This is a genomic window from Polymorphobacter megasporae, from assembly GCF_018982885.2.
Classification (GTDB): Bacteria; Pseudomonadota; Alphaproteobacteria; order Sphingomonadales; family Sphingomonadaceae; genus Polymorphobacter_B; species Polymorphobacter_B megasporae.
Map to the genome: position 1 here is coordinate 552,893 of NZ_CP081849.1, position 20,838 is coordinate 573,730.

20 protein-coding genes and 2 pseudogenes are annotated in these 20,838 nt (G+C 60.6%); 12 read left to right on the top strand and 10 right to left on the bottom strand.

Annotated features, from left to right (window positions below):
• Window positions 1-57 precede the first annotated feature (57 nt).
• The 3 genes from tnpB to KTC28_RS20820 all read right to left on the bottom strand — a co-directional run bounded on the left by tnpB (window position 58) and on the right by KTC28_RS20820 (window position 1,420).
• The gene (gene tnpB / locus KTC28_RS23045) at window positions 58-414 is read right to left on the bottom strand and encodes an IS66 family insertion sequence element accessory protein TnpB (protein WP_369426594.1); all 357 of its coding nucleotides are present in this window, start codon (window positions 412-414) and stop codon (window positions 58-60) included.
• Complete coding sequence (gene tnpA / locus KTC28_RS23515) at window positions 411-824, bottom strand: IS66-like element accessory protein TnpA (protein WP_439650110.1); 414 nt, start codon at window positions 822-824, stop codon at window positions 411-413. Before tnpA ends, tnpB begins: the two co-directional genes overlap by 4 nt.
• Window positions 825-1,273: 449 nt before the next feature.
• On the bottom strand, window positions 1,274-1,420 hold the full coding sequence (locus KTC28_RS20820; protein ID WP_216711579.1) for a hypothetical protein: 147 nt from the start codon (window positions 1,418-1,420) through the stop codon (window positions 1,274-1,276).
• Between the two features lie 287 nt (window positions 1,421-1,707).
• On the opposite strand from KTC28_RS20820, the pseudogene KTC28_RS23565 reads away from it, so the two are divergent.
• The 3 genes and pseudogenes from KTC28_RS23565 to KTC28_RS20830 form a co-directional block, all read left to right on the top strand.
• Window positions 1,708-2,379, top strand: a pseudogene (locus tag KTC28_RS23565) (right-handed parallel beta-helix repeat-containing protein); the annotation flags it as partial.
• A 279-nt stretch (window positions 2,380-2,658) separates the two neighbouring features.
• Window positions 2,659-2,760: pseudogene (locus KTC28_RS23525) on the top strand (PEPxxWA-CTERM sorting domain-containing protein); the annotation flags it as partial.
• Between the two features lie 466 nt (window positions 2,761-3,226).
• Window positions 3,227-3,580 carry a MarR family transcriptional regulator gene (locus KTC28_RS20830; protein ID WP_216711586.1) on the top strand — a complete coding sequence of 118 codons (354 nt, stop codon included), beginning with the start codon at window positions 3,227-3,229 and terminating at the stop codon, window positions 3,578-3,580.
• Between the two features lie 156 nt (window positions 3,581-3,736).
• On the opposite strand, the gene KTC28_RS23380 is transcribed toward KTC28_RS20830, so the two are convergent.
• Window positions 3,737-3,793, bottom strand: coding sequence for a hypothetical protein (locus KTC28_RS23380; RefSeq protein WP_216711587.1), 57 nt, complete (start codon window positions 3,791-3,793; stop codon window positions 3,737-3,739).
• A 180-nt stretch (window positions 3,794-3,973) separates the two neighbouring features.
• Window positions 3,974-4,720 (bottom strand): Crp/Fnr family transcriptional regulator, encoded by a 747-nt coding sequence (locus tag KTC28_RS20840; RefSeq protein ID WP_255602525.1) that lies wholly within the window; start codon window positions 4,718-4,720, stop codon window positions 3,974-3,976.
• Between the two features lie 378 nt (window positions 4,721-5,098).
• On the opposite strand from KTC28_RS20840, the gene KTC28_RS20845 reads away from it, so the two are divergent.
• The 6 genes from KTC28_RS20845 to KTC28_RS20870 all read left to right on the top strand — a co-directional run bounded on the left by KTC28_RS20845 (window position 5,099) and on the right by KTC28_RS20870 (window position 12,245).
• Window positions 5,099-5,443, top strand: a complete 345-nt coding sequence (locus KTC28_RS20845) for a DUF2382 domain-containing protein (RefSeq protein WP_223132318.1) — start codon at window positions 5,099-5,101, stop codon at window positions 5,441-5,443.
• Window positions 5,443-6,087, top strand: coding sequence for an OmpA family protein (locus tag KTC28_RS20850; protein WP_255602526.1), 645 nt, complete (start codon window positions 5,443-5,445; stop codon window positions 6,085-6,087). The genes KTC28_RS20845 and KTC28_RS20850 overlap by 1 nt, the downstream gene beginning before the upstream one ends.
• A 35-nt stretch (window positions 6,088-6,122) precedes the next feature.
• Window positions 6,123-7,067, top strand: a complete 945-nt coding sequence (locus KTC28_RS20855; RefSeq protein ID WP_216711581.1) for a DUF2382 domain-containing protein — start codon at window positions 6,123-6,125, stop codon at window positions 7,065-7,067.
• A 429-nt stretch (window positions 7,068-7,496) separates the two neighbouring features.
• Window positions 7,497-9,428 (top strand): AI-2E family transporter, encoded by a 1,932-nt coding sequence (locus tag KTC28_RS20860; RefSeq protein ID WP_216711582.1) that lies wholly within the window; start codon window positions 7,497-7,499, stop codon window positions 9,426-9,428.
• A gap of 2 nt (window positions 9,429-9,430) precedes the next feature.
• Window positions 9,431-10,345: a YihY/virulence factor BrkB family protein gene (locus tag KTC28_RS20865; protein ID WP_216711583.1), complete on the top strand. Its 915-nt coding sequence runs from the start codon at window positions 9,431-9,433 to the stop codon at window positions 10,343-10,345.
• Window positions 10,346-11,490: 1,145 nt separating this feature from the next.
• Window positions 11,491-12,245, top strand: a protein-coding gene (locus KTC28_RS20870; protein ID WP_219774167.1) for an IS5 family transposase whose coding sequence is annotated in 2 segments (ribosomal slippage) — window positions 11,491-11,824 and window positions 11,824-12,245 — 756 coding nt in all. Because the reading frame shifts where the segments join, the coding sequence is not laid out codon by codon here.
• A 62-nt stretch (window positions 12,246-12,307) separates the two neighbouring features.
• Here KTC28_RS20870 and KTC28_RS20875 read toward each other — a convergent pair.
• Window positions 12,308-13,609 carry an IS701 family transposase gene (locus tag KTC28_RS20875; RefSeq protein ID WP_223132319.1) on the bottom strand — a complete coding sequence of 434 codons (1,302 nt, stop codon included), beginning with the start codon at window positions 13,607-13,609 and terminating at the stop codon, window positions 12,308-12,310.
• 1,656 nt (window positions 13,610-15,265) lie between these two features.
• Window positions 15,266-15,478 (bottom strand): hypothetical protein, encoded by a 213-nt coding sequence (locus KTC28_RS20880; RefSeq protein WP_216711664.1) that lies wholly within the window; start codon window positions 15,476-15,478, stop codon window positions 15,266-15,268.
• Window positions 15,479-15,812: 334 nt separating this feature from the next.
• Here KTC28_RS20880 and KTC28_RS20885 point away from each other — a divergent pair, with 334 nt between their 5' ends.
• The 3 genes from KTC28_RS20885 (at window position 15,813) to KTC28_RS20895 (ending at window position 17,226) form a co-directional block, all read left to right on the top strand.
• Entirely contained in the window at window positions 15,813-16,016 is a 204-nt protein-coding gene (locus tag KTC28_RS20885; protein WP_216711663.1) for a hypothetical protein, read from the top strand.
• Between the two features lie 568 nt (window positions 16,017-16,584).
• Window positions 16,585-16,896: an SWIB/MDM2 domain-containing protein gene (locus KTC28_RS20890; RefSeq protein WP_216711662.1), complete on the top strand. Its 312-nt coding sequence runs from the start codon at window positions 16,585-16,587 to the stop codon at window positions 16,894-16,896.
• A gap of 177 nt (window positions 16,897-17,073) precedes the next feature.
• Window positions 17,074-17,226: a hypothetical protein gene (locus KTC28_RS20895; protein ID WP_219773782.1), complete on the top strand. Its 153-nt coding sequence runs from the start codon at window positions 17,074-17,076 to the stop codon at window positions 17,224-17,226.
• Here the strand turns inward: KTC28_RS20895 and KTC28_RS20900 are convergent.
• The 3 genes from KTC28_RS20900 to KTC28_RS20910 form a co-directional block, all read right to left on the bottom strand.
• Window positions 17,214-17,927, bottom strand: a complete 714-nt coding sequence (locus KTC28_RS20900; protein ID WP_223132320.1) for a Crp/Fnr family transcriptional regulator — start codon at window positions 17,925-17,927, stop codon at window positions 17,214-17,216. The two genes, KTC28_RS20895 and KTC28_RS20900, sit on opposite strands and share 13 nt — an antisense overlap.
• 224 nt (window positions 17,928-18,151) lie before the next feature.
• Entirely contained in the window at window positions 18,152-18,991 is an 840-nt protein-coding gene (locus tag KTC28_RS20905) for a glycosyltransferase (protein ID WP_216711685.1), read from the bottom strand.
• 133 nt (window positions 18,992-19,124) lie between these two features.
• A protein-coding gene (locus KTC28_RS20910) for an IS3 family transposase (RefSeq protein WP_439650134.1) occupies window positions 19,125-20,371 on the bottom strand; the annotation gives its coding sequence in 2 pieces (ribosomal slippage) (window positions 19,125-20,021 and window positions 20,024-20,371; 1,245 coding nt in all).
• Window positions 20,372-20,838 lie beyond the last annotated feature (467 nt).

Consider the following 20,838-nt stretch of genomic DNA (forward strand, 5'->3'; position numbering starts at 1 on the left):
TGAAAAGCCGATTAAAAACAACGCCAAACCGCCGTTTTATGGCATGGTGTTATCGGCTTAGACGAGCGTCGGGACAACCGGCTCGGAATGGACAATCGCCCGCTTCCAGTCGAGCCCCTCGATCAACATCGCCAGTTGCGCCGGCGACAGCCGCAACGCTCCTTCGCTGGCGCGGGGCCACACGAAACGCCCATGCTCGAGGCGCTTGGCATAGAGGCATAAGCCGCTTCCGTCCCAGACCAGTGCCTTCAAACGATCGGCGCGCTTGCTGCGAAACAGGAAAACCGTGCCTGAGAACGGATCAAGCCGGAAGATCTGGCTGACCTGTGCCGCCAGGCCGTCAAAACCCTTGCGCATGTCGCACGGCGTCAGCGACAGATAGATCTTGGTTGACGGCGGGAAACTTAGGCTCACCGGCCGAGCTCGGAAATGACGCCGAGCACCTTCTTCAAGGCCGCGCGCTCGATCTCGGGCTCGATCGTTACCCGCGCGCCCGATGGCATGACGATCTCGACCAGTCCAGTCCGCGGCGCAGGCGGGCGCTCCTCGGGTACGGATAATGCTGGCGCGCATAGCTCGACCGGCATGAAACCCTTCATTGCGCCCGCCAGCATCTGCTTGCGCCAGGTGTACAGCTGCCCCGTTCCGATCTCGTGTCGCCGCGCCACCAGCGAGGTGATCGCGTCGGGTACCAGCGTCTCCTGGACGATCCGAAGCTTGGCCTCGTCGGACCAGCGCCGGCGCCGCTCAGACTGGATCACCACAGCCGGCTGATCGCCGTGAGCACTCTTACGAGCCTCGTACGTGCGGTCGTTGTCGTGCATCCGCGCAAGCCCTCCACAGGCCGGCGAAAATCGTCGATAGCAGCAGTGTCAACAATGTGGGGATCGTTCGACGCTTACTGCTGGTTTCCCGCGTCGCTAACCTAAAAGTCAGTGATCATCCGTGTAACCGACGTCTCGGACAGCTTGCCGAGCCCCCCCCGCAATAAAACGCTTGGATGTGCTTCATGGCTCGCGAACGCATCGATGATCTCGAGGTACTGCTAACCGTAACGCGCGAAGGCAGCTTCACCCGCGCGGCCCCCAAGCTGGGGTATCGAAGTCGGCGCTCGGTGAGACAGTGCGGGCGCCTAAAAAGCACGTTGGCCTGCGTCTTCTCGTCAGGACAACACGCAGCGTTTCCCCGACCACCGTCGGCGCGCGCTGCCTTGCGCGACGCGGAGGGCGATTTTGCGAGGACGGTCGTGCGCGTTACGCTCAATTCGGGGAATTCATTTCTGGCGCACGGGAACCTGTTTGGTGAGCGACAGTGCTTTTGACTGCAAATCGGCGGGTGATTTAATGCTGCCGAGGCAAAAATCAGTCAGCGACCTGCCGCTATCGTCATAGGTGCAGGGCATAATATCAGGCATAATCATCACACTATCATTAGTTTGAGGGTCGGTAAGGCACTTTAAGAGGGGCTAATTCGGGATTAGCACATATATCGCAACAACTTGTCGCGTCGCTCAGAGGTATTATCGGACCGAGCCCAATGCCGCGCCACTTCACACAGATTTAAGCTGTTGTCCCTAAAGACTTACTTGAGTTTGTAAGTGTGGAGTTGCGTATTATGATTAAGCTTGTTAAGCATGCGGTATTATGTGCGCTGGCTGTCACGACGTCGGCAGACGCAAAAATCCTTTATGCGACATCTTCGACCATAATGAGCATCTGGAAGACCGCGGTGAGCGGCGACACCATCCGGCTGTCGGGGACGTTTGCCGGCACCACGTCGCTCCAGAACAAGACCGCCACGAAGGCGATCACGATCGATGCAACGAAAGCGACCTTCATCGGGACGCTCAAGTTTCAGTCGGTCAATAATATCAAGGTCGTCGGTGGACGGTACGACTCGACGGGCGGTCCGACGGCGTACGGTCGAGGGATCGTCGTCTACAAAAGCAGCAACCTTTCCTTTGACAAGCTCACCGTGGTGGCAAGCGGCACCGACGGCGAAACCGGAGTCGGGCTGGAGGGCGTCACCAATGCAAGTGTGACGAACTCGACCTTCACCAACGTCGGCGTCGGTGTCGGCGTCACCGGATCGAGCTACATCACGCTGACCGGTAACAAGGTCGTCGGCGCGACGAAGGACGGCTACGACGCCTACAACGACCATAATGTGGTCATCGCCAACAATAGCTGCAGCGGCAGCAAGCCGCAGGCGGGCGCGCACCCTGATTGCGTCCAGCTTGCCAGCACCGGCGGACTGCCTGTCCAGTCGGACATCAAGGTCATCGATAATATCGCGACCGGCATGACCCAGGGATTCACCTCATTCTTGGGATCCGCGACGGGTAGCCTGCGCATCACGATGACGGGAAACATCATCAACGGCCTGATGTCGCAGGGCGTCGCCTGCTATGGCTGCGTCGATAGCTTCATCACCAACAACTTCCTGTCGTCGCAGCCCGGTGCCCCCCATTTCGTCAATTTGAATGTCATTGGCGGGTCGAACAACGTCGTGTCCGGCAATACCTTTGGCTCGCTGAACACGTCGTCGGTCCTGCCGACTGACTATGCTTCGGCTTACTTCCGGCTGACTGGCACGACCTACAAGCCGACCTTCGCCGACTTTTCGTCGATCGGCGCGACGGCGAGTATGGAGCGGATCGGTGCGACGATCCCCGAACCCGCCGAATGGGCGCTGCTAATCGCCGGCTTCGGCCTTGTCGGGTTTGCCGCCAGGCGCGCATCGCCTCGCGCTGTTGCTTGAGTACTTTTGCCGCTGCCCCTCGTGGTCGGCGGCAATTATTCACGTTCTTTGAGACGAGTGCGGAACGACCGATCGAAAACAAACCCAGCCCGACTTAATCTTCGAACTGGTCTTGTCGTTCGAAGGGTCAACGAATTCGATCGATCAGTTGCAGCAGACATCTTTATTCGCATGACGGAATATGGCTGGGCGGTGCACATCGTCTCGCTGACCGAACGCATGACGTCCACGAACGGCGTTACCGGCAAGTGGCAGAAGCGCTTGGCGTCAGCGGCCTCTGTTGGCCGCGTCGAGGCGGCGCCACGACCCGGAGGCTTCGAGCCGTAACCAGACGTTAAGGGTGCCCTAGACCGAAAGAAATCGTTACGCCGCCGCCCTATTTGGTCTAGAGAGGTGTGCTATGATTGACCCAGCCCGCATTACCTGCGCGTCCGAAATTGCTGTCGGCGAAACGATGTCGGCGTGGATGGGAACGCTGATCAACTATGTGCATTCAGGTCAGCCCGATCTAACCAATCGCCAGATGGCGGTGCTGATGATAGTTTATTTTCTCCCGGCACCGCACACTGTGCGCGGTCTCGCGGCGCAGTTGCGGGTTTGTAAGCCGGTCGTAACCCGGGTACTCAATAAACTTGGAGCACTGGGCTTCTTACGACGGCAGAAAGACCTCTCCGATCTTAGAAGCATATTTGTTGAGCGAACGCCGCAGGGACGCGCGTTTATTGAGGACCTCATTAAATTGTGGGATCCTGGTTACAATCTGGAGGTCAGAGCCGAAAGCTTGAGAGTCGTGTCAGAACGGCGCGATACGGGACGTTGACTCAACCCCGCCGCGAATTGACCGGAGGAAGCAGTTGGGGCATCCCACGGCCCCTGACGCATCCATATTACCCCGGATCGTTTCCAAAACAGGGGAGCACCCTGCGGTGCGCCCCTGTTGTCTGCCCAGCGATGATGCTTAACTGGCGACCACGCTTCAGCGGCGGCGCGCGCAATAACCGACCAGGCCGAAGCCCGCGACCATCAGGAACATCAAAGCTGGCTCGGAAACGGTCGCGAGTGCAAAGGTTATGCTGCTGCCGACACCTGCCGGTCAATGTCGGCTCCGCGAAGCGAGTAACCGATATGCGTTAATGTCTACAGGTCCTATTACAGAGTGGGTGTTCGGTTCGACCACAACCCGCTGTGTATTGTTCTAGCACCTTTGCCACCGCTAATCGTCGCACTCTGAACTCAAAACATTGCTTAACAGCTTTTCGACCTCGGCATGGATGATCTCGTAACAGTCGCAAGCGATGCTCAGCAGCCGATCGCGATCGACGACGGTAATCTTGCCTCGACGATGTTCGACAATGCCTTCAGCCTGAAGATCACGCGCAACTTTTGAAATCGCGTTTCGCTTGACCCCGAGCATGGCGGCCAGGAATTCCTGTGTCATCGGCAGGCGATCGCCGTCGGTGCGATCGTGCGTAAGGAGGATCCAGCGCGCACACCGTCGCCGCACATCGTGAAGAGCGTTGCACGCGACAGACTGCAATGTCGTCCGGGTGAGAACGTCTCGGTACCGTGATACTGCCGAGCAGAACCGAACGCTATCGTCGACCATGTCCTCGAACGCCGCCGCGGTGACCCTCTGCGCCGAACCCGGCAGTTGCACCTGAAAACGGGTGAATGCGGTATCGACGAACCCGCTGGCACTCATGCCCGCAGCGCCCTCGCAGCCGATTGCGGCGGTTTCAGCGCAGCGTCCATCAGGCATGACGACAATCAGGGAGATGATGCCGGCGGTCGGGAGATAGACATGCTCGAGGCGTTGGCCGGGCTCATACAGCACCTGCCCGAGCTCGAGAGGAACAGTGGTCATCCACTGTGCTAATTTGGGTTGATCCTCGGCAAGCACGCGGGACAGAAGGTAGTTGGTGTCGGGCCAGGCGTCGTGGGCTGGCAGTTGCATGGCCATGAGAAAGCTCTTTCGCTCGCGCCGCAGAACCAACCCTGTTCGGTATCGGACGCAGACTCTGAGAGACCATACGACTTCCGGGAAAATCGTGGCGAAAATACGAATTGCCGCGGGAACCACGTCACGATCGCATCGTTAAGCGCACTGTCAGATACATAACGAGCTCTGGCGACGCTGCTTTCGGCGTTGGCCTCGAGGAGAGGCGCTCGTTTTCAGATCACTCTGGAGCCAGCAATGGTCGTATCGGCACGTACCCAGTTTGGGAATGGCGGCGAGTTACCGAGCGCCGATCCCGCCTGTGATGGTCTTGCGGTTACGACAAGTGTCGATTGCACGCCGCAGCCGCAGGACGGAATTATCCAGCTTGTCGAAGAGACAGTGCGCATCGACAAGCGCAAGGTCGAAACCGGCAAGGTTCGGGTGCGCACCGTCGTCGACGAGGAGCCGGTCGTCGTCCGCGCCACCCTGTCGGGCAATTACGTCACCGTCGACCGCATCCCGGTCAACCGCGTCGTCGATGCTGCACCGCCGCCGCGTGAAGTCGATGGCGTCATGATCATCTCGGTCGTCGAAGAGCGCATTCGCGTTGTCCGCGAGCTTGTTCTCATCGAGGAGGTCCATATGCGCGATGTGCAGACCTCCGAGCCGTTCGAGCAAACCGTAATGCGCCGCGTCATGCGTGCCGAGATTGAACGTGAACACATCGATCGGGAGATAAATTAATGGCCAACGACCGCAACAATACCGACGGCGCCCCGCCGAGCCACGTCCACATCGAAAAGGGCAAGTCGGTCAACTGGCTGGCATGGATGGCGCTCGGCCTTGGCTTGCTGGCGCTGTTGTGGGCGCTGACACGCCACCGGGACACCCCGATCTCGACCGAGACCGTTTCGACGACCACCACATCGCCCGTCGCGGCAGTCGGTTCAACTGTTGATCCGACCCCTAGCTCAACTGTTGGGGCGACTACGACCGCGTCTGTTAGTACCCTTGGTGCCTATCTTGCCGGTAACGAAGCGGCACCGCGCACCTTCGCCTTCGATACGATGCACTTCGCGACGTCGTCGAGCGAGCTGACCGCACCGGACAGGTCGACGGTCGATGATGTCGCTGGCGTGCTCGGCAAGTACCAACAGACGAACATCAAGATCGTCGGGTACGCAGATGCCCGTGGCGCCGCTGATGCCAACCAGAAGCTTGGTCTCGACCGTGCGAACGCGGTCAAGGCTGCCTTGGTCGGCAAGGGCATAGCCGCCGGTCGTATCGGTACCGGCAGCGGCGGAGCCGCCGACCCGGTGAACACCAATGCGACGTCGTCCGGCCAGGCGGAGAACCGCCGCACCGAGCTCGTCGTCGTCAACCGCTAACTTCGTTCCACCCCAGCCGAGTAGAAGGACATATCATGTCACGTACAATTACCGCACTGTTTGACACCCGTGCCGATGCCGAAGCCGCAAAGAACCGGCTTGAAGCTGCCTCGCTCGAGGTGAGCCATGTCGATATTACCGACAAGACGAGCACTGGCTACACCGATAACCTTGGCACCGGCACGACGTCGCCCGAATCGCAGGGGTTCTGGGCATCGCTCAAGGGCGCGTTCAGCCCAGGCGAGGACCGCCATGTCTATGAGGAAGGCGTCCGCCGCGGTGGCGCGTTGCTGACCGCGACCGTCCACGACGACGACACCGACAAGGCCGTCGACATTCTCGACAACGCCAACTCGGTCGATATCGACGGCCGTGCCAATGACTGGAAGCAGTCGGGCTGGGTCGCCCCGGTTGCGGCTTCCGGCATGGCCGCCGCGCCGATTGCAGGCAATCGGACCACAGGCGCGAACGTAGAAATGATTCCGGTCGTCGAAGAAACGCTGCGGGTCGGCAAGCGGGAAGTCGAGCGCGGTGGTGTCCGAGTCCGCTCGTACATCGTCGAAACGCCGGTCAGCGAGCAGGTCACGCTCCGCGACGAGCATGTGTCAGTCGAGCGTCGTCCGGTCAGCGGCGGCGCGGTCCCGGCCGATGCCTTTCGTGAGCGGACCATCGAAATGACCGAGACCGACGAGGAGGCGGTCGTTGCCAAGGACGCGCGGGTGGTCGAGGAAGTCGTCGTTCGCAAGACGGCCGAAGACCGGACCGAGACGATCAGCGACACCGTGCGTCGGACCGAGGTCGAGGTCGACAACGTCGCCGGCACCGACACGACGCGTGGCGCGATGACCGGGTCAACGACGGCCGGTGTCGGCCTTGGCGACAAGATCGCCGGCCTGGCCAAGGAGGGGGCCGGCAAGATGACCGGCAACGACGAGCTCGAGCGACGCGGCGAAGTCCAGCAAGGCAAGACCGCTATTTAGCTTTTACCATCGAAGGGGAGCACTTCACCGATGAAGTGCTCCCCTTTCGTGTCGTTTAGGACGCAGGCAGACAGCCTCATTTCAATTTCATTCTGGTTTCTGCTCGGGTGGTGTTTGGCTTCGATCGACAGCGAGATCGTCAGCAGGTCTGGGGAGGGGCTGCTACTTGATATCGTTTTCGAAATCGTCGGCGCGGGCCTGACGGTTTCCTGTTTTGCTGGTGCGCGCCGCGCCGGTCAGCGGCTTCGACCTCTATTGGCTTTTCATCACCGTAATCGCCGCGATCGTTATCTTTATCGCAAATCAAGCGGTCGCGGGTGCGCGAGCACAATTTTACGCGTCGGATGGGGCCATCGATCTTACGACCGGCGGCAACCAGCCGGACAATAGTGTTAGCATTACTCTAGTAACCGAAGTGGAGAGGCGAGCTTGCCAACACCTGCATCGCCTGTCCCGGCACTGCCACCGGTTGAGCCGCCTGCGTCCCCCGATGTTGCAAAGGCGCTGACCACCTTCGTCCTGTCTGTCACGATCCTCTACTTTGGGAAAGAGGTGCTGGTGCCGGTGACGCTGGCGCTCTTGCTCGCGTTCGTTCTCGCGCCGCTTGTAAACCTGCTCCGTCGCCTGCACCTTGGGCGCGTTCCGGCTGCTCTGCTCGCGGCAACGCTGGCGCTCGGCCTGGTTCTCGCGATCGGGACGGTGATCGGAACGCAGATTGCGCAGTTGACCACCGACCTGCCGAGCTATGCAGCGACGGTCGAAGCCAAGGTCAACCGCGTCAAGGCCTACACGCTCGGTCGAGTGTCCGAGCTCACCGACAAGATCGGATCGCAAACCAAGGCACCTGCGCCAACAGTCACATCGACATCGGCGGGAGCCAGCACGACGGCGCCCGTAGCAGCGCCCACGGAAACGACCGGCTTCACGCCGCTCGATCTTGTTCGTCGGTACCTGTCGCCGGTTCTGTCACCGTTGGCGACGTTCGGCGTCGTATTTATCGTCGCAATTTTTGCGTTGCTCCAGCGAGAGGATTTGCGCGACCGAATGATCCGCCTCGCCGGCTCGAATGATCTTCACGGGACGACCGTCGCGATCGACGACGGTGCCCAGCGCCTGCGCCGTTATTTTCTGACTCAGTTGTCGATCAATGCGCTGTTCGGTGTGGTGATCGGCATCGGCCTACTCGTGATCGGTGTCCCCAACCCGGTCCTCTGGGGCATCCTCTCGGCGCTGCTCCGCTTCGTGCCGTATGTCGGATCGCTGATTGCGGCCGTACTGCCAGTAACGTTGGCGGCGGCGGTCGAACCGGGCTGGTCGATGAGCCTGTGGACACTCGCGCTTTACGTTATCGTCGAGGGCGTGACCGGTCAGGCGATCGAGCCGATGGTGTATGGGCGGAGCACCGGCCTGTCGCCATTTTCCGTTGTCGTCGCGGCTATCTTCTGGTCGTGGCTGTGGGGGCCGATCGGCCTGATCCTGTCGACGCCGCTGACGCTGTGCCTCGTCGTCGTGGGACGCCACGTGCGGCGGCTCGAGTTCCTTGACGTTCTTCTCGGCGATCAGCCTGCGCTGACGCCGGTTGAAAGCTTCTACCAAAGGATACTCGCCGGCGACGCCGACGAGGTTCGCGACCAGGCCGAACGGCTCCTCAAGGACCGTTCGCTGTCGAGCTATTACGATGATGTCGCCTTGAAGGGATTGCAGCTCGCGGCGATCGATGCGCAGCGCGGCAATCTTCGGCCCGACCAGCTCTTTCATATCCAGTCGACGATCATTGCCGTGGTAGACGATCTCGAAGGCTTTCCCGACCGTCAGCCCCCCGCCACGGTCCCCGAACGATCCGTCGTGTCGCCGCCCGCCGAAGCTTCAATCAGCGTCGCGGCCGATACACTCCGGATCGAAGACCTGCATGCGGAAACGCTACCGTCGGCGTGGCGCCAGGAAGGCGCAGTGTTGTGCGTCGCGGGGCGGGGGCCGCTCGACGAAGCAGCCGCAGCGATGTTGAAACAGCTGCTCGACAAGCATGGCATAGGTGCCCGCGTCGTGCCGTATGCGGCGGTTGCCCGCGAAGCCATTCGCAGCTTCACCGCCGGCGATGCGAGAATGATCTGCATCTCGTATCTCGAGCTTAGTGGCGAGCCGTCCCACCTGCGCTATCTCATCGAGCGACTGCACCAGCGGATGCCCGGCCTTCAAGTCGTCGTTGGCATGTGGCCGGAGGGGGAGACCATACTCAAGGACACGGTAATGCGCCGCAGTATAGGGGCTAACGATTATACCTCTACGCTCGGTGCTGCGGTGACGGCGTGCTTTGCGGCCGCGCGCGCAACTGCGGTGCCATCGCTCAGCGGCGGTGTTTGAGCATGGTCAAGCCCACTGCTGCGACGCCGGTAAATGCCGATCAGACAGTCGCGCTTCGCCTCACTGGCTGGGGCCGCACCCTTATCCAAGTCTACAAGGGGTCGGCGAAGGACAACCTCGGACTGATCTCGGCCGGCGTTGCCTACTATGGCTTCCTGACCCTGATCCCGGCGCTCGGTGCCTTAGTGCTGACGTACGGCCTGATCACCGATCCGGGCGAGGTCGCCACACAAATGCGGGCGATCGTACAACACGTGCCGGCGGACGCCGCCAAGCTGATCGACGCGCAACTGACCGGTATCGTCACAACCGCAACTGGCAAGAAGGGGCTGGGACTAGCGATCGCACTGCTGCTCGCAATCTATGGCGCAATGAAGGGTGCCGGCGCTGTCGTCACCGCCTTGAACGTCGCCTACGAAGTGCCGGAAGAACGCAGCTTCGTGCGGACGACGCTCGTCAACGTAGCCGTAACCGTTGGAGCAATCCTGGTCGCGGTGGTGGGCCTGGCGTCGGGTTCGGTGTTCGCCGCGCTTGGTCATTCGGCAGCAGGTCTTTCGCCTGTGGCGGTAATGCTCATCAAGCTCGTCTCGTGGGCCGTTACCGCCGCTATCGCCGTGACGGCAATCGCTTTGTTATATCGGTTTGCGCCGGCCCGTCGGGAACCGCGGTGGCAGTGGGTCACGCCGGGATCGCTTTTAGCTATGTTCGGGTTTCTCGTCGTTACCTTCGGCTTCGGTCTCTATGCGAAGAATTTCGGTCACTACGGAGCGACTTATGGTTCGCTGAGCGCAGTTGTTATTCTTCTGCTCTGGCTCTACCTGTCCGCCTACGTCCTGCTACTCGGTGCGGAACTGAACGCTGAGCTCGAACGTCAAAGCGCAGCGGAGCAATCGGAGATCAGCGATAAGGTCTCTTGAGACGACTATCAACCAAGCATCGCAGAAAACCGAATCGTGAATTGGATTCATTGATCTGGATATTGGAAGCATCGTTCCGGCATTTTCTCAATCAGGCGGCATCGGCACTGCGGCACGCAATGCTGATGCAAGTCGGGCAGATACGCAGAACATCACGCGCGGCGCGCTGGAGCATATTGCTCAGGGCGGGAACATCGAGACGATGGTTGAGGCCGTTGCCCAAAAAGTCGACGTAGATCCGTCTCTGGTTAACCAGGTGCTGCCGCATATACTGCCGTTTATCGAAAGCCAAGTGAGCGAAAGGGCGGCGCTTGAGCAACGGGGGGCGGCCTTCTGGGCATGTTGGAAAGCCTGAACGGTCGTCTTGGGCCGTAGCTTTACGTTGGATCGGCATGCTGCCACGTTTATTCGATCGCCTCGACAACTCAGCGATCGCGAAACGGCAGCTATCCCGAGTTCCATGTCGAACAGCCGACAGGCAGTTTTCGGCCCCGTATCAGCGCTTCGGCACCGTTAGTTACTAATCCCGGTCGGGCCGGCCGCGCGGTAAATCCGCTCTATACAGTCGTCTTTTCGATGCAGCGAGCAAGCGACGAGCGGGAAATCGACGTGCGCGATAGACTTTGAGCGTGGCATGCTCGTCGGCGATCGGATACGCCCAATCGGCGGAGACGAGTGAAGGAGCGGCGGCGCAATTGGCAAGTCTGAAGTCGGACCTGCCAGCCCAGTCGTTGCCAGCCAGCTCGCCGTCGAGCCGGACATAGAGTCTGTCGAGATCGGCGCGGGCACGCTCGACACAGTAGGCGTCGCGGTATTTCTCCGGGTGTAGCGAGTCACCATCACTCACCATAATCACGTTGATGATGTTTCGGGCGCTCGGACCAGCATTGGCGTCTTGACCGCCGCAGCGGGATCGGTGGGTATCAATTTCATCGGTCCAAGATGAAACTCTCGAAATACTCGATGATCGCCGTAGCCTCGAACACCGTGGCATCACCACCTACCCTGCCTTGCCGACAGAGAAGTCGCGATCGGCGACGCGTATTTCTCAAGAGGAACGCCAGTAACCTAGGCTCAGGACCTATTAAAGTGCTTGCGGAGACGGTGATCGGTTGATTCAATGGCGACGCCAGGGAGGCGTCGTGATGAGTGATTTGATCTGGTTGTCGGCGGCACAGATGCGTCGGATCGAGCCGCACTTTCCCCTGTCGCATGGGGTGCCGCGCGTTGACGACCGGCGAGTGATCAGCGGGATCATCTTCGTGATCAGGAACGGGCTGCGTTGGCGCGATGCGCCCAAGGACTACGGTCCGCACAAGACGATCTACAACCGCTTCATCCGCTGGAGCCGGCTGGGTGTGTTCAACCGTATCTTTGCAGCGCTGGCGGCAAAAGGCGGCAAGCCCGACCAGTTGATGATCGATGCGACCCACCTGAAGGCACACCGAACCGCCGCGAGCCTCCTCAAAAAGGGGCTCTTCCCCGATGTATCGGACGCACCAAAGGCGGCCTGAACTCCAAGCTGCACGCGGTCTGCGACGGCCAGGGCCGCCCGCTGGTCATGCTCCTCACCGAGGGGCAGACCAGCGACTACAAGGGCGCAGCGCTGATGCTCGACGCCCTGCCCAAAGCGAGGGCCATGCTCGGTGACCGCGGCTATGACGCCGACTGGTTCCGCGCCGCCCTGATCGCCAAGGGCATCACACCCTGCATCCCATCGAAGGCCAACCGTAAAACCCCGATCCCGCATGACCGAACCCTCTACCGGCAACGTCACCGCATCGAGAACATGTTCGGCAGGCTCAAGGACTGGCGGCGCATCCACACCCGCTATGACCGCTGCGCGCACGCCTTCTTCTCGGCCATCGCGCTCGCCGCGACCGTCATCTTCTGGCTGTGATCAATGAGTCCTGAGCCTAACACTACTTTGGCAGATTAGATTTTGCAGGTGGGGTGAGGTGTTCATTGCAGTGCGGGCATCGCATCGGTGGCGCCCTCGCGAACAGATCGACGATCGCCTGCCTGACGGCGGGCATGCTTGGTTGAGGGGGTGGTCCTGAGACTCTTTTTTTTCCGTCCCGCTGCGGTGAGGCGGCGAGACTGCAGGAAGGCGTAGGCGATCATCGTCATCAAGGCGTGTCGATGCAGGCCTGTCCACGATCGACCTTCAAAGTGGTCGAGGCCGAGTTCCTCCTTGAGCTGCTGGTGCGCCTGCTCGCAGATCCACCGCGCCTTGATTGCGCCGGCGAGCGTTTTGATCGCGGTGTCGGCAGGCAGGTTCGAGAGGTAATATTTGCGCTCGCCGGTCGAACGATGCTCACCAACCAGCCACACTTCTTCACCCGGCAGATGCTGGCCGCCCATGTCGCGGATACGCTGGGTCGGGCCGTCGGCGACACGCACGCGCAGTGCGGCGAAGCGCGCGGCCAGTCGCCCTTTCGTACCCCGTCGCCAACTGACCCGTTTCCATGGCTGCCCGGCGAGCAACGTCTCGGATGCAACAGATTTTGCATTTGGGATATGGTGTTGACGAGGTCGGCCATGTCCCGCGATCGGGAAGATCATCGCGACATCAGCCGGATAGACCTTCTGCCGGCCGGGTATGCCGACCGCCCAGGACAGGCCGCGCTCGCTCAGCGCCTGGCGGAACGGCGCGCTCATGCCATATCCGGCATCCGCCAGCACACAGCCGAAGCGCACGCCCGCGGCCGTGACCCGGTCGATCTCGGCGATGGCGATCTCAGGCTTGGTCAAGGCGACCTGCCGGTCGGCGGGCACCTTCGCCTTCGTCATGCGCTCGGGATCGCTGGTCCAACTCTCCGGCAGGAACAGGCGCAGACCCACCATCACTGGCACCTCGCGCGATGCGAGTGTCACCGACACGAGCGTCTGGCAGTTCGCGTTCTTGCCGAGCGAGGACGCATATTGGGGCGCGACACCGACCGAGTGGCGCCCCTTCTTCGGCATCGCGGTGTCGTCGATCACAAGGAAGGCATCGCCGCCGCCGACCAACCGGTCGGCTTCGGTCAGCAGCGCCGCGTCGAGCGGAGCACTGTCCCAGACCCCTGCCGCCACGAAGTGATGAAGCTGGTCATACCCAATGGCATCGGCGCGAGCCGCCATCGGCTGGACGCTCTTGCGGTCTCCAGGGCCGATCAGGCCGGCAACATAAGCGGGGCACATCCGTGCCCGCTTCTTATGACCCAGCGCCGTCAAAAACGGCGCCAGCCAAACCTCAAGGTCGCTTCGCCAATCTCCGCCCATCGCCAGCCTCCATAGCTGGCTCCCTATGAATCACGCAAAACTACCCAAGGGAATCCCAAAAATTATGCTTCTGCCAAAGTAGTGCTAAGTTGACAACAAGTTAACAATGGCACAGCTTGCTTAAGGCGCTTCGTCACTGCCTTCGAGAGTGGTGGACGCTGCGACGTCCGCTGGCCCTGATCCCACACCCATCAGAGCCAGCGGACTAGCTGACCACCGGCGGCCTCGTTTCAATGACCAGTGGACCGTGCAAAGTCGGATGATAGTGGGGTTATGGCCCGGCCTTATCGAAACCGCCGCCGAGCAGATCGAACCGCCCCAGCAGCCGGAACTTGCACGCCGGCGCGCGCAGTCCGGCACAGAGACCAGAGCCAGCTGGTATCGCGCTGCCCCTCGACTTCGCCATGCCTCTCGCTCTCGTCACAAGTTCCATCGGAGGTGAGCCGGGCTTTCAGCGCACCACTGACCGCGTGGATTGCCTGAAGCTCGGGAAGAAGCCTTCTGGAATGCCGAGCACGCCGCTGGGCAGCGATGCCGCATAGTGTTTGATATCCGATGCATTCAATAAGCCACCGATCTCATAGTCAGCGAGCGTCAGCGTGAGTGGTGGGTAGCTTGCCTCCCCAACCTGATACGCATCGTACGCGGGGTTAGGTTTACTCGATCGTATGCGGTCGACAGCGCCTCGGCAGTCGCGAACGGCAGCATGGCACGATCCCAGGCCGCGCGGTCCCGCATGCCCGTGGCGACGCCGGAAGCGCAGTGATGGCGGGCGGGCCGTGCCGCGGAGTAGCCGTGCACCGCGCGGCAGATGATGACGGGCTCGAAAAGGCCACCCGCTAAGGGCAGCGGCAACGCCTTCCGTGGCGAGGCCGCACTGCGACAGCTGCAGGCACAGCAAGTTGATTGCCTGCCGTAAAAAGCGCGAGGTTGCTCTTTTCACCCCCGTCACCGTCTTTGACGAACTCGCGCACGCTCTCGACGGTATCGATGGTCGCATGGGAAAGCGCGTGCAGGTAGCCCAATGCAGTGCCGGTGCCATCGAGACAGTCAAAAAGCGGCAGGGTTGGCACCTCGGAGCTGCAGCAGCCGGTCGGCCCATTGCTGCAAGGTCTCGGCATCGCACTTGGTTAGCGGCAAGCGCCAGCTTAGTGTCACGTCAGCCATGATCGTTTTTTTTGAATGGTTGCGGTCAGGGCTGGCGAAAAGGTGCGAACTTCCTTCCGATCCGCAATTGTGCTATCACAATTCTGATGGCGTCGCAAGAAAGTCTGGTCTCATGGACACGTGGCCCGGTTCCGACAGGGAAGGGGACACCCGTGATGGTCAGGATAGGCGCTGATCAACTTGCAGCGCTCGACAAGTGGATCGCTTCACACCCGGATACCCCGACGCGGCCTGAGGCGGTAAGACGGCTCATGAAGCGTGCGTCGGCAAGCGAGAATAATCTTGGCTGACCTCAAGCCGGCTTTGCTACCACGGGCTTTCGACTTAGCGGCCAATTCTAAATGCGTAACCGTAGAAGAGATCAAGCGACAACTGAGGAAAGAAGGCTACGACGGTGTAGTCATGAACTTCACGGGCGGTTCGCTGTCCCGACAGCTGCGAAAGATTATATTGGCGCGTTAGATATGGCGTCCACGATGCCCGATTCATTCAGCCCGACATGATCCGTGGCATGAAAATGCTTCCGTCGCTCAGCACGCAAGTTGAAACGAAACCGACGCCTTCAGTAAGCGCAGTGGTCATGTGCCACTTTGAAAGCGCCCGGTGCGTATTTCGCGCCTCCAACGTCATCGTGGTGTCGATGTGTCCTAGATGCATCGAGGCGTGCTGAACATGATAGTCGAAATGATTCTGAAGCATCATGTTGTCCCCCGCAATATTAACGGCTGCTGAGGATATGACCTAATCGCAGACAAGGTTATTTAGAGGTTAATGGGACTGTCCGGCGGGCGTGTTTGCTTGCTTGATGTACCCGCGTTGATCGGCGGTCGCTGACGAGCGCACGGCTGAATATCGATCGATAGCGCTAGCACTGCTGCGTTAGAAATCCGTCGTGGCTTCGTACATCTATCGTTTTGGAGATCATCGATTCGATCGCCAGCGCGACTTGATGGCATGTCAGGCGATCTGCAGATCGATCATACACTGTTGCTTTTGCTCGCCGAGAAGAGCCTTGATCTGGGTTGTGGGGAGGGGCATGGATATCCTGGACTTTGATGCGGACGAGGCTGTTGGTGCGGCATCATACCTGATCGCGAATGAAGCGATCTCGATGTTCGACGACGCTGCTACCGCATGCGAATGCGGCGACAGAGCTGCTGAGCGTCGAGCGCGCGATCGGCACTTCCACCTCGTGCTCGCCCATTCAAGATTGCTGAGAGACAAGCTGATTCTTCAGTGAAAGCTGCTTGACCCGCTGCCATACGAGATTCAACCGCGTGCTTGGTTCGGCAATCTGCGATAGTTCGATGTCGAGAAGCGCGTCAAAAACCCACCGCGTACTACGCATATGTTCTGGCGGCTGGCCAGACCGCTCCACGATCTCGACGTCGGTTATTGCGGTGCGGTAAGCCGCCAATGCGAAATAGTGGACTGAGCCAACATCGCAAGAACGGAGATATTGCTCCTTCAACGGAGCAAAACCGACCGCAGAGGGGGAGGGGGTGCTTGCCTACCTGAGTACCAACAAAATGCAGAAGCCTGGTGCGTACGGCCGAGATCCAATCTTTCCCGGCTATATCGCTGATTGAATAGATGCCCGCTCTCATCATGCGATGTTTGATGAGCCGGAAGGCGACTAACGGTGCTGTGATGAGCTGCCGAGACAGCCGTCAGCTCTGCTGCCTGACGGTTATCGTTCGCCTCGACGGCTCCAAGCTAGAATCATGCTTACCGACAGGTGGGCGGAGCTTGACCAGTATCGCCGTTGACCGAAGATTGTATAAGCCCAGCAGCGAGGAAAGACCAGTATGGCAGACGGAACTGCAAAGAATAGGGTCAAGAAGGTTAAGGCGGCGACTACGGGCGCGGCATTGCCGAAGGGTGGGGGACTGAGCACGCCGGTGATGCCGTCGCCACAGCTGGCTGCTATCGTCGGCGACAATCCGCTTACGCGCAGCGAAATCGTCAGCCTAATGTGGGTCTATATCAAGGAACATAAGCTGCAGGATGCCGCTGATCGCCGCCAGATCAACGCCGATGCCAAGCTCGAGCCAATCTTTGGCAAAGCGCGCGTCGGCATGTTCGAGCTAAGCAAGCTGATTTCCGACCATGTGAAATAGCCGCACGGTGGCATTGATCGAACCTGCTGCTTTTTGACGATTGCCTCGAACAGCTTTGCAGTCTGGCATCTGGCAGCTATTTCGCACTGAACGTCTGAGAGCTGCCAAACAAAGATTGGCCCCATTTTCTGTAAGCGGTCGGGGTAGTGAAAAGTTGGCTTTGGGATGGCGTCGGACATGACCATCAACGATCAGCGGGATGCCCATAATCGGAATGCCACGATGAGCGACCGGCGAGATAAAGCTGGCGGCTCGCCCCGCCGCTCCGGCGATCGCGCGCGCCTTGCTGCGGGCATGGGTGGTGCAACGCGCTCTTATCAGGCGGCTTGAACGCCGATCAGCCGGACGTATTCACGTTCGGGCAGGCCGTAGCCGCTCGCGCACAGACGGAGGAGGCGGGGGCGGTTGGCGATCGCGATGTGCGATCGCCGAGCAATAATCGCGCCGGTCTTTGCGAGGTTGCTAACCGCGACTGTGACGCTTGCGCGGCGGACGCCGAGCATGATCGACAGCGCCTCATGGGTCAAACCGATGTTGCTGTCGCCGACACGGTCGCCACACATCAGGATCCAGCGTGCAAGGCGTTTGTCGATCGAGTAGCGCGCATACGCGATCGCCGACGTCGCCACCTGAATGGTAAAGACCTGGACGTAGGCGAGGAACAGCGCCCTCGCTGCAGGGTGGTGCGCCATCACCGCGCGAACAGCGCTGGCCTCGACGCGGATTGCTGATCCAACAACCTGCACCATGACGCGGAGCGCGCTGCAATCGTCACCAAGGACGACCGGCAGGTTCACGATTCCCTCGCGCCCGATCATCCCAACCTCGGCTTCGCCGCCCTCGGCATCGAGCGCAATAATCGATACAAGGCCGCTCGTTGGAAACCAGCAGAACTCGATCTTCTCCCCCGCAGTCGCGAGATTGACGCCGAGCGCCAGCGGTTGTTCGACGGCGCGGACCATGATTTCGCGGTACGCCACCACGTCGAGGCGCGTGAGAAGATCATTGGCGACAGAGGACTGCGCGATCATAATTCGTTCCCATGGAGCGGGAAGCTCGATCGTCGACTCGGCGGCTACGGCAGCCGGCACATCCCCACCCCGAGGCTTATATCACAAATTGTTGGTAAGCGTACGCTTCCGCAAGGAAACTGACACTGCGCTCAGAAGGACTGCGGCGCCCAGACCGCTGTCGTCATGAGGCTCAGCCACCACTTTACGACATCGCCTCCTGCACGATTGCGAGCAGTGGCGCGCTAAGCCTTATGGGTTTGATCTGCGTCGAGAAGCTCGCGGCTCAATTCCACGTGGCGGCGGATGTATCTATCCGCATTTAATCCGCTTGAAATGAGGTGCGCTTGAGCGCGGTCGGCCATCGCGGCTGCTGCGACAGGGTCGCTTGCCACCGCCCGTACGGCGGAGCAAAGCGCAGCGGCATCGCCGACTGGCACGTATCGAATTTCCGCGTCGCCGAAATAGTCGCGAAGACCGCCAGTGTCGGTCGCGACGACCGGCACACCCATCAATACCGCTTCTTCGATGACCGTTATTCCGCTCGCATGGTAGTTCGCCTTCAAGGGGACGCACACGAGCGTAGCTCGCGCCATCTCCTGGTGTAGGCTCGTATTGGTTCGCAGAACGGCGATTTTGACGTTTGGCATCGCGTTCGCAAGGCGACGATTGATCGAGCCCGAAAAAATGGCAATCTCGATTTCGGTGCAAGTCTTTGCCGCAGCGATCAAAGTTGCCCAATCGCGATGTCGATCATTGCCGATTGCGAGCACGCGGATGGGAGTGTTCGAGCGTACCTTGGTGGCGAGCGCGACCTCCGAAGCAATACCGAACGGAATGCGCTCCACCCGTTTCTTGGGGAATAGAGCCCGTGCAATTGCGAGATTATCTTCCGAATGAACTGTCAGCACAGTTAACCGCTGAATGAGCCGTCGAAATAATGCCCGTCGGATTGAGCTCAAGCCGGCCCAGCGATCGAACAACCAAATCGCTTGCCCGAGGATGAGCGGTCCATCGCCGACTACAGCGGCGACGCCAAGAAACTGCGACTCGGTGTGCGTCCAAATGATGTCCGCCTGTCGCATCGCGTGTCGTTGCCGCCACGCATGAACTAGATCGAAACCTGTAATGACACGTAATCCGAGCCGAATGAATCGGCTCAGATAGTTTTCACGATGTGATTGGGAGAATGTGACGGTGCATCCCTGTTGTTGCCCCCTAAAGGCCTGACAGGTCCTCTTGGGTTGAGCGAGCGATGAACTCGCGGGGGGAACGATAGCCGAGGGCGCTGTGCGGGTGAACCGTATTGTAGTGTTTGAACCAGCCCAGCAGCTGGTCGATGACTGAGCGGGCGTCGGGCTTTGGGTTCACGCGGGCGTAGTCGCGTTTCAAGGTCCGTACGAACGCCTCAGCCATGCCGTTCGACTGCGGGCTTTCGACCGGCGTCGTGCAGGGAACGAGGCCGATGTCGCGGGCGAACCGACGGGTGTCGTGGGCGGTGTAGCAGCTGCCGTTATCGGTCAGCCACTCGATGGGATCTGCCAGTGTGTTGACCTGGCCGAACCGGTGCTCGACGCTGAGGGTCATGAGGTCGCGAACGTCCGCGGCGCTGATCCCGGCGGTCGTCGCGACATAGCCCATGGCTTCCCGGTCGCAGCAGTCGAGGGCGAAGGCGACGCGGACCTTCTCGCCGTTGTCGCACGCGATCTCGAGCCCGTCGGAGCACCAGCGGGTGTTGCGGATATCGACCGCGACGCGGTCGTCATGCCGGCGTTGTTCGTTGCGAGTCCCGGCGCGCTGGAGGAGCAGGCCGTGCAGCTTCATCACCCGGTAGACGCGTTTGGGGTTGGGCGCTGCGCGCCCGGAGGCCTCGGCCTGTCGACGCAGCAGGGCGTGTATGCGGCGATATCCGTAGGTTGGCAGATCGGCGATCAGCGTTCCGATCGCCGCGACCAGGTCGCCGTCGGGTTGCGGCGGCCGTCCACGTCGGCGGCGCGGGCCGGCGTGGAGGGTCGCGGAGAGGTGCGGGCGCGACATGCCCATGGCAGCAGCTGCGGCGCTCACTGTCCGACCTCCGGCCACGAGCTGGAGCGCAACAGCAGTTTTTTTGGGCCTGTGGCCCGGGTCACGGCCTCGCGCAGGACCTCATTCTCCATCGTCTTCTTGCCGAGCATGCGTTGAAGCTCGCGGACCTGGCTCTCGAGCGCGCGGTACTGCGACGCCGGCACGACCTCCTCGCCGGCACCCGCCGCGGTCAGCGCCCCCTGCGCCATCAACCGGCGCCAAGCGAACAGCTGGTTGGCCGCGATGCCGTGGCGACGGGCAATGAGCGAGACCGAGTGCCCGGGGAGGTACGTCTCCTCGACGATCCGCACCTTCTCCTCGGGCGTCCATCGCCTACGGCGTTGGACGCCGAGAACGTCGGTCCGCCCAATCCGGCCGCCATCGTCATACGTGCTGGTCATAGTATCAGGCATAATCATCACACTTCCATAAGTGTGAGGGACTGTCAGGCGATTTAGGGGGCTACTTCACCTTGAGACCGAGCGTCTTCACAATGCGCTTGGTTGAGCGGCTTACCTACCGACCGCTTCGCACAAGGGGGCGCTCAACGAAGGTAGATCCCACGCGAACTATCTGGGCAAGCGATATCCTCACGCCGTGGTCGCACACTACCTCAGAACCCTCTAGCCGACGAATCGTGGTGAGAACGCCCTTCAAACTTAATATGCATAGCTGGGCTCCCTCCCGTCGATCTTGCTCAAGGCATGCTCTGAATTCAGTTTCAGTCATTATCTGAACGTAATACCTGTGGTGTTATTTTGGCAAATGGCGCGCGGTGAGCCTCCCAACGCTAGTTCGGTCAGCCTCCTCACCACACCTGCGAGCGAGACGATCGGCTTTCGGATTCGTTCGATAGCAGGGCAGCAGA

Bases quoted from the DNA above. Each gene is read 5' to 3' on its own strand.
- KTC28_RS20885 (WP_216711663.1), top strand. From the start codon at position 15,813: ATGGATATCCTGGACTTTGATGCGGACGAGGCTGTTGGTGCGGCATCA.
- KTC28_RS20840 (WP_255602525.1), bottom strand. From the start codon at position 4,720: ATGGCCATGCAACTGCCAGCCCACGACGCCTGGCCCGACACCAACTAC.
- tnpA (WP_439650110.1), bottom strand. From the start codon at position 824: ATGCACGACAACGACCGCACGTACGAGGCTCGTAAGAGTGCTCACGGC.
- KTC28_RS20830 (WP_216711586.1), top strand. From the start codon at position 3,227: ATGGGAACGCTGATCAACTATGTGCATTCAGGTCAGCCCGATCTAACC.
- KTC28_RS20890 (WP_216711662.1), top strand. From the start codon at position 16,585: ATGGCAGACGGAACTGCAAAGAATAGGGTCAAGAAGGTTAAGGCGGCG.
- KTC28_RS20875 (WP_223132319.1), bottom strand. From the start codon at position 13,609: ATGGGCGGAGATTGGCGAAGCGACCTTGAGGTTTGGCTGGCGCCGTTT.
- KTC28_RS20820 (WP_216711579.1), bottom strand. From the start codon at position 1,420: ATGATTATGCCTGATATTATGCCCTGCACCTATGACGATAGCGGCAGG.
- KTC28_RS20905 (WP_216711685.1), bottom strand. From the start codon at position 18,991: ATGCGACAGGCGGACATCATTTGGACGCACACCGAGTCGCAGTTTCTT.
- KTC28_RS20865 (WP_216711583.1), top strand. From the start codon at position 9,431: ATGGTCAAGCCCACTGCTGCGACGCCGGTAAATGCCGATCAGACAGTC.
- KTC28_RS20850 (WP_255602526.1), top strand. From the start codon at position 5,443: ATGGCCAACGACCGCAACAATACCGACGGCGCCCCGCCGAGCCACGTC.
- KTC28_RS20880 (WP_216711664.1), bottom strand. From the start codon at position 15,478: ATGATGCTTCAGAATCATTTCGACTATCATGTTCAGCACGCCTCGATG.
- KTC28_RS20855 (WP_216711581.1), top strand. From the start codon at position 6,123: ATGTCACGTACAATTACCGCACTGTTTGACACCCGTGCCGATGCCGAA.
- KTC28_RS20900 (WP_223132320.1), bottom strand. From the start codon at position 17,927: ATGATCGCGCAGTCCTCTGTCGCCAATGATCTTCTCACGCGCCTCGAC.
- KTC28_RS20895 (WP_219773782.1), top strand. From the start codon at position 17,074: ATGACCATCAACGATCAGCGGGATGCCCATAATCGGAATGCCACGATG.